A 7317-nucleotide genomic window follows, 5' to 3' on the forward strand; every position below is an offset into this window, starting at 1 on the left:
TGTGACACCGTACCCTCTCTCATCACATGCTTGCGGATGATACCGCTGCTCCCATACTCTTCTCGTAATCGAAATAGGCATCCAGGTACTCATATACGGCCGAGTAGTAGCCCGTCGTCGCCAGGTCGAGCATCGTGCGGCTGTCCTTCAGTTCCAGTTGCGTGCTCAGGCCGACTTTCGATGTTGCCTCGGCGATATCGAATGCCTTCTGGGCCGCCGTCAATGCGGCTTTGGCGGATGCAATCCTGTTGTAGGCTTCTTCAAGCCGAAGACGGATATTCTCCTGCTCCAACTCGATCATGTCTCTGGCCCGGTCGATACTGATTCTGGTCCTATCCAGTTCGATCCTGGCTTTCTGCACCTTGGCCTTGGTGGCGCCACCGGTGAAGATTGGCACTGACAGGGTCAGGCCCAGAGTGTAGTTGTCATTCTTTTCGTCGAATCTCCAGCGATCGGACTGGGACGAAAAGACATAGGAAAGACTGCCGGTGAGGGTAGGCAGGAAGGCGGACTTCTCGGCACTGACGTTTGTGGCGCGCAGCTTTTCTTCCCACAACAAGGCGTTGAAGTCGGGCCGGCTCTCCAGTACCGCATCGAGCGGTTTCATCGTGGGCAGGTCAGGATAGGCGTCCAGGTTGCCGGCGAGACCGATCTCCTCCTCCAGAGGAATACCGGCCAGATTCTTCAAGTTGATCAGGGCTATGCTGTAATTGCGTTCGGCCTCGGTGGTCTGCGGGATCATTTCCTTGTAGCGCACCTCCGCTTGCAGGAGTCCGAACTGGGATGCCAGTCCGTTGTCAAAGGCTTTGCTGACGTCCTGATAGTTTTCATAAGCGTTCTGCTGTGATGCCTGAGTGACCTCCAGGACCACCCGCAGAAGCAATGCCTGGTGGAAGGCCTTCTTGGCCGAGGTGATGATCTCCTGGTAAGAGGCATCGTAGACAAAATCCGACAGCTTGCGGTATTGCCGGGCGGCCCTCACGGCATTGTATACGGCGCCGCTGAACAGAGTCTGGCTGGCTGTGACATAGGCACTGAATTCGTTGTTGCGCGTGATCGGGAATTTCGATGTCCCGGCGCTTTCATCGTCGGTTAATGCCCCCATATCCATATACATATACATGTCTGACAGGTTGCGCGTGTAGCCGGCCTGAGCGGACACGTGTGGCAGCGCCCCTGAAACAGCTTCCGCCTTGGTGGCGTCCGCAATCTCAAGATCCTGTCGAGCCAACTTCAGCTCTTTGCTGTTGCGTTCAACCAGATCAAGGTATTCGGTGAGCGTGTACTCCTTGGCTCCGAGCGACAGAGCCGACAGCAGAATAAGGCTGATCGAAAGTAGTATTGTCTTTTTCATCATCTGCTCCCATCCACAGTCTGAACTGCCGCTGCGGGCTCTTTGGATTTTGAAGTCAGATTGACCAGGGTTGGAATCACCACCAGCGTTAGTATGGTTGATACCAGCAGGCCGCCGATGGTTACGATACCCATGGGCTGACGTATCTCGCGGCCGGATGCCCCGATCCCCAGTGCCATGGGCAGCATTCCGAGCATGATCGCCACCGAGGACATGATAATCGGTCGCAGTTTCACGGGGCACGCTTCCAGCAGGGCCTCGGTGACTGACATGCCGTGATCGCGCATCAACTCATTGGCGTAATCGAGGATGAGGATTGCGTTGTTAACCACGATTCCCAGTAACATGATCACGGCCATCATGGCGAAGATATTCATGGTGGCGCCGGTGAGAACCATCGCACCTATCACGCCGATCAGGGCCAGGGGGAAAGTCCCCAATACCAGCAGCGGCTGCCTGAGGCTTTCCAGGATCGCCGCCAGGAGCATGTAGGTCAGAACGACAGCCAGGATCAGGGCGGTCAGCATATCGACAATCGCCTCGTTCATCAGTTCGGCTGAGCCGGCCCACTCGGTTTTGTATCCGGGCATGAGGCTCAAATCAGCGACTCTCCGATCGATTTCGCTGGTGATATCGCCCAGCGGTACACCCGCCGTAGGATAGCCGGAAAACTGGATGGTCTTGTATTTGTCGATGTGCAGGATTGTGCTCACCCCACCCGTGTACTGAACATCGGCGAGCTGGGCCAGAGTATACACGGTGCCCTGACTCGTCACCGGAAGGTTGGCGACTTCTTCGGGAGTGTCCATCGAGGCATCGCTGATCATCACGCGGACATCATACTCCTCACCCTGATCGCGGTACTGGGTCGCCACCAGACCGGTCAGCGCTCCGCGGAGCTGCATGCCGATGTCATAGACCGTCAGACCGGCATCGGCCAACTTGGTCCGGTCGGGGACGATGCTGATCTCCGGTTTGCCCGATCGACTGCTGGTGTTGAGATTGACCAGCCCGGGAATATCCTTGATGCGGCTGAGGATCTCCTCCTTGTAGGTTTCCAGAACGGCCATATCCTGGCCCTGAAGATTGAACTGGATCGGGGCCTGGCCGCTCATTCCCATGGACGATGTGGCGCTGATGCGCAACTGGATATTGGGTATGTCCGACAGATCCTGGATCAGCAAATTGGCCGTCTCGTCCGTCGTCAGGTCACGTTCAGCGACGTCGACCAGCTTCACTGACATTGCCGCCATGTTGCTCCCCTCGCTCACGCGACTGACAGCACCCAACTCCGTCACAACGAACTTGACCGATGGGTACTCTTTCAGGCGCTCCTCAATGTGCATGAGGGCATCGGCCGTCTCATCCAGGCTGTATCCGATCGGCAGTTCCGCCTCGATCCGAATGTCACCCTCGTCCATGGTCGGTACGAACTCGAAGCCGACATTGCCGGAGATGAGGAATGTGCCGACCAGCAGCAGGACGGCGGTGACGATTACGGTCAGCGACAGTCTCCGATTGCCGAGGATCACGCTCAACAGTCGGCGGTAGCCCTGCTCCCACTTTCTGTTCATCGACTCGAACCAGTCGCCGGTGGCGCGTCGCCGGTTGCCGTTGTCCGCGAGAATAAGGGCAGCCAGCATCGGTGTCAGAGTGAATGAGACCAGCAGGGAGAAGAGGGTCGCGAATGTCACCGTGAGGGCGTACGCCTCGAAGATCTGGCCGAGGATGCCGCTCATGTTGGCGATCGGGAGGAAGACGGCGATGTTGGTGGCGGTTGAGGCCAGCACAGCCACGACCGTTTGCGAGGTGCCGACCGACGCGGCCTCCTTCTTGTTCTTTCCCATTGTCTTGTGGCGAAAGATGTTCTCGATAACCACCACGGAGTTTGTAACGAGGATTCCGACCGAGGTGGACAGGGCCATGAGCGTGACCGCGTTCTTGGTGTAATCCATCATGCTCATCAGCATGAAGGCCGAGAGGATCGAGGTCGGCATGGCCAGAGCGACAATAATGGTCGACCGAACATCATGGAGGAACAGAAACAGCACCAGGCCGGTCAGAAGGATGCCCAGAATGATGTTGGTGATGGTGTCGTCGACGGTGCTGTCGATGAATGTCGACCTGTCAATGATGACGTCAAGCTTGCAGCCGGCGGGCAGGGACGCCTCCAGTTCGGGCAACAATTCGTAGGCCGAACGGGCAACCTCGACCGTGTTCCCTTCGGACGTCTTGACCAGGCTGATGAGGACCACAGTGGGGTCGCTGATATTCTCGAGCCGGTTATAGAACGAGGTGCGTTCGCGCACTTCGGCCCCGGCATCCACAACCGTGGCAATGTCCTTGAGTCGTTTGATGCCGAACGAGGTCGGTATTTCCAGGTTTGCCAGCTCTTCCACCGAACCGAATTCGCCACTCAGACGAACAGTGTACTCCTGAGTCTGCTTCTCAAAGTGTCCACCCGGCATATCGAGATTTTGGGCGCCCAGTATCTCCGACAGTTGAGATAACGATATGTTATTCTGGAACACCACGCGGTCGTCCAGAATGACCTGGAGTTCACGCTCCTGGCCGCCGGAGATCTCGGCCCGGGCAACGCCTTCGATCTGGGCCAGCCGGTCCTTGATCTTCTTGTCGGCCAGGTCCCACAGCTCGGTGGCCGGAAGATCACCGGAGAGTATGATCTCGACGACCGGCATCTCCTGGAGATCAATCTTCTCAACCGTCGGACGTTCGGCGTCATCGGGGAACTCGTCCATAACGGCGTCGATCTTGTCCTTCACTTCCTGCTTGGCTATATTGACGTCCTTGCCCATCTCGAATTGCACAAGGACCATCGAGAAGCCTTCCATCGACCACGAACTGACTTGGTCGATCTGGCTCACCGATGAAACGGCGTCTTCCACTTTCTTTGTGATCTGGATCTCGATATCCTTCGGCCCGGCGCCGGAGTACGCCGTCTGTACGGCGATATACGGTATTTCAATGTCCGGCATCAGGTCCAGCGGCATGCCGAAGAAGGCAAGGGCGCCGAAGAGCATGAACACGATCAGGAGCATGCTCATCATGATGGGCCGCTTGATCGATATATCGGATAGAAACATCAGTCAGTTCCTTTTTCAAGTGTCGCTTTACAGGGTCCGTTGCATCATGGTCGATTCGATGTTGACGTCCCGTCCAACGAGATCAGCCTTATTTTCATCCCATCTTCAAGGTGCATCTGTCCCTCCGTGATCAGCTCATCGCCGACCGACAAACCGGAAAGGATCTCCACTTCGAGTTCACCGGCATGGCCGAGAACAACAGGCCGGCGGCGGGCCACACCGCTGTCGGCCACAAAGACGTAGCGGGAGTCACGGTCGGATATGATGTTCTTGCGCTCGATGGTCACCGCCGCCGGGTTACGGTAAATTTCAATACTGATAGTGGCTGTCACGCCGCACCGCACCGACCTGTCCGGGTTGTCGAATTCGATGACGACACCAAAGGCCTGCCGGTCCCTGTTCATCGACATGTCCACCTGGACCACCGAACCCTCGAGCATCACGCCATCCCACCGGGCGGTGGCTCTCTGGCCGACCTTGACGTCCATTATCTGCTTGTCCGAAACCCAGATACGAGCCTTCAGGCGATCAATCTGGGAAACCGCGAAGAGTTCGTCGTCCTCGTGCACGTTCTCCGACTGCCGCGCGTTGATCCTGGTCAGGACACCACTGATTGGCGCTTTCACCATCACCGACTGCCGGACCGCGTCCCAGTTGGCTTCGGCCACTCTGTACGCCGCCTCGGCGTTCTCGTAATCCTGCCGGGAGAGTCCGCCGGTATCGTAATAGCTTCGCATACGGTCAAATGTCGCTTTGGCATTCTCAAACGCGACTTGGGCCTGATAGTACTGCGCCGACGGATTGTCGGTGGGGAAGGCCATCACGATGTCATCCTTTTCAACGAAATCTCCGACTTGGTAGTCAATGTGGTCGATCTTATCGGACACCATGGCATATGCCGACGACTCTCTGATTCCCGTCAATACGGCGTGAAAGGCGGCCTCGCTTGAGAAGTCGGTTTCCCGGATGATCCGTGTCTTGACGGGCACACCGTTCTCGGCGTAGAGCTGCTCCATGCTTTTTGACTCGCTATCCGAGCCACACCCCCCCATCGTCATGATAGTAACGACCAAACCCGCCAGGCCAAATGCTAAGTGCCTAATTCTGATGCCATTACGAGTCTTCGAGGTGTTACTCGAGTGCCCGGCGGTCTTCATTTGAGCGATGGCTTCTTTTCCCATCCGCATAGTACTGGTCACTATCCGCTTCATGTCAGATCCTCATATCGAAGACATACTCACGAGTTAATTGCAGTTGCATATAGTGTACATGCACATGTATTTCTAAAAAATTTACTCTTTTTCAATGTTGTCGGCCATTTTGTACAGAACCTCAGTTGCCTTGATGATATCGGCCGGATCAATGCCTTCTAACAAAGATTTGTCAAAATCCACTTTGAGATGATTCAACCTTTCTAGGACTTCCTTTGCCAGGCGCGTCAGATAGATGCGTTTCTGTCGGTTATCGTCTCGTCCGGGGACCCGAACAACAAGATTCTTGGCCTCTAAACCATTTATCATTCTTGAGGTTGTGGTTCTGTCCCGGTCAGTCTGCTCGGCAATGCGGCCAATGGTCAAACCTTCCTCGGCATTCAGAATAAATAGCACCATGGCCTGTTCGAACGTGAAACCCAGGTTGAGGTCGGAAAATATCCGTCGTCCGTGTCTTTTGAACAAGAGCCAGAGCCGACCAACCCCGCCAACAATATCGTTTTTGTCTCGATCTGTCATTCGTCTGTACTTCCTTCACCTGCTTAAACGCAGCAGATTTGAGTTTGTTGCATATACATATATATTTCTCGACAAAAGTCAAGACTTCTTTAGCGCTTTTTCGCCCTTTTTGCCAAGTGATAGCAAATCAAAGATACACCGACTCATCTTTTCCGACCCATGCTGCTCCCCGACCCCTCTTGGGGGGCCGCTCAGGTCGAGGCTGTGCAGCTATAGCGCCGAGTCTCACGTGATGACCCGTCGCCCTCCCGCGCCAGACTCACGTAGGCAGTGGCGATGGGCAACCCACTCACGACCGGATACTGCACGCCAATCTGTATTCTCCGTTTGCGAGAGATCGCTCGATCCACCGCAATGACAGTGGGCTCATTGACGTGTGTGCGGCTGGGAAGATTGTACTCGTACTGGTCGCACCATGATTCGTTATTGCTCTTGAGCATGAGACATCAGAATCAGTGATCCGTGCTCGGTCGGAATCGTATCCCGTCGGGTGAGAAGTACTGCCACTTCAGCGAAAAGAAAGACATATGGCAAGTACACAGGATCATTTGATGGCAGAAGTGTTCGTGTTGGTCGGCGGACTGATGCTTGTCCTGGAATTTGTCAAGTGGCGTCGATGTCGTATATTTCGCGATACTCCGCGCTCGAAGATACGGTCGCTAGCCATGGGACTAGTCGAAATCCATGGCAGCGTGCTGCACGACCGCATACGGATTGAACGGGGGGACAACGGTCTGGACGCTCCGCTTGCCGTCGTCGAAGTATGCCAGCGCCGTCTTCGTCCGATCCTGCTGACCGTGGCGACCACAATAGGCGGCTTGATCCCGCTGGCGTACGGTGATGAGATCATGCTTCATCCGCAGGCCATTTCGATAATTTTCGGCTTGATGTTCGCGACCGTGCTGACCCTTGGTTTTGTTCCGATTTTGTATTCGCTGTTCTTCCGGGTTAGTTTTAAGAGTTTCGACTACGGCCAGGCAGGTAAATAGCGACGGGGTTACGGCGTAAACTCCCCCAAACAGTAGACTGTCGTGAAGTAGAGCTTTTTGGCATATTACAGCCAGGAGGACTCTATGAAACGATCACGATTCAGTGAGACACAGATCGTCGGCATCCTCAGGGAAGCCGA

General features: G+C 55.5%; 5 protein-coding genes. 1 reads left to right on the plus strand and 4 read right to left on the minus strand.

Translation table 11 applies throughout. The features are described from left to right. Positions 1-22: 22 nt before the first annotated feature. From RBT76_15255 to RBT76_15270, 4 genes are all read right to left on the minus strand, one after another. Positions 23-1357 (minus strand): TolC family protein, encoded by a 1335-nt coding sequence (locus tag RBT76_15255; protein MDX9859141.1) that lies wholly within the window; start codon positions 1355-1357, stop codon positions 23-25. Beyond that, the gene (locus RBT76_15260) at positions 1354-4458 is read right to left on the minus strand and encodes an efflux RND transporter permease subunit (GenBank protein MDX9859142.1); all 3105 of its coding nucleotides are present in this window, start codon (positions 4456-4458) and stop codon (positions 1354-1356) included. Before RBT76_15260 ends, RBT76_15255 begins: the two co-directional genes overlap by 4 nt. 44 nt (positions 4459-4502) lie before the next feature. Beyond that, entirely contained in the window at positions 4503-5474 is a 972-nt protein-coding gene (locus tag RBT76_15265; protein ID MDX9859143.1) for an efflux RND transporter periplasmic adaptor subunit, read from the minus strand. A 276-nt stretch (positions 5475-5750) separates the two neighbouring features. Continuing rightward, on the minus strand, positions 5751-6188 hold the full coding sequence (locus tag RBT76_15270) for a MarR family transcriptional regulator (GenBank protein ID MDX9859144.1): 438 nt from the start codon (positions 6186-6188) through the stop codon (positions 5751-5753). A 551-nt stretch (positions 6189-6739) separates the two neighbouring features. Between RBT76_15270 and RBT76_15275 the strand changes: the two genes are divergently transcribed. Then, positions 6740-7177, plus strand: coding sequence for an efflux RND transporter permease subunit (locus RBT76_15275; GenBank protein ID MDX9859145.1), 438 nt, complete (start codon positions 6740-6742; stop codon positions 7175-7177). Positions 7178-7317 lie beyond the last annotated feature (140 nt).

Source organism: Candidatus Zixiibacteriota bacterium (assembly GCA_034003725.1).
GTDB lineage: Bacteria > Zixibacteria > MSB-5A5 > GN15 > FEB-12 > WJMS01.

Bases quoted from the DNA above. Each gene is read 5' to 3' on its own strand.
- RBT76_15255 (MDX9859141.1), bottom strand. From the start codon at position 1,357: ATGATGAAAAAGACAATACTACTTTCGATCAGCCTTATTCTGCTGTCG.
- RBT76_15260 (MDX9859142.1), bottom strand. From the start codon at position 4,458: ATGTTTCTATCCGATATATCGATCAAGCGGCCCATCATGATGAGCATG.
- RBT76_15275 (MDX9859145.1), top strand. From the start codon at position 6,740: ATGGCAGAAGTGTTCGTGTTGGTCGGCGGACTGATGCTTGTCCTGGAA.
- RBT76_15270 (MDX9859144.1), bottom strand. From the start codon at position 6,188: ATGACAGATCGAGACAAAAACGATATTGTTGGCGGGGTTGGTCGGCTC.
- RBT76_15265 (MDX9859143.1), bottom strand. From the start codon at position 5,474: ATGGAGCAGCTCTACGCCGAGAACGGTGTGCCCGTCAAGACACGGATC.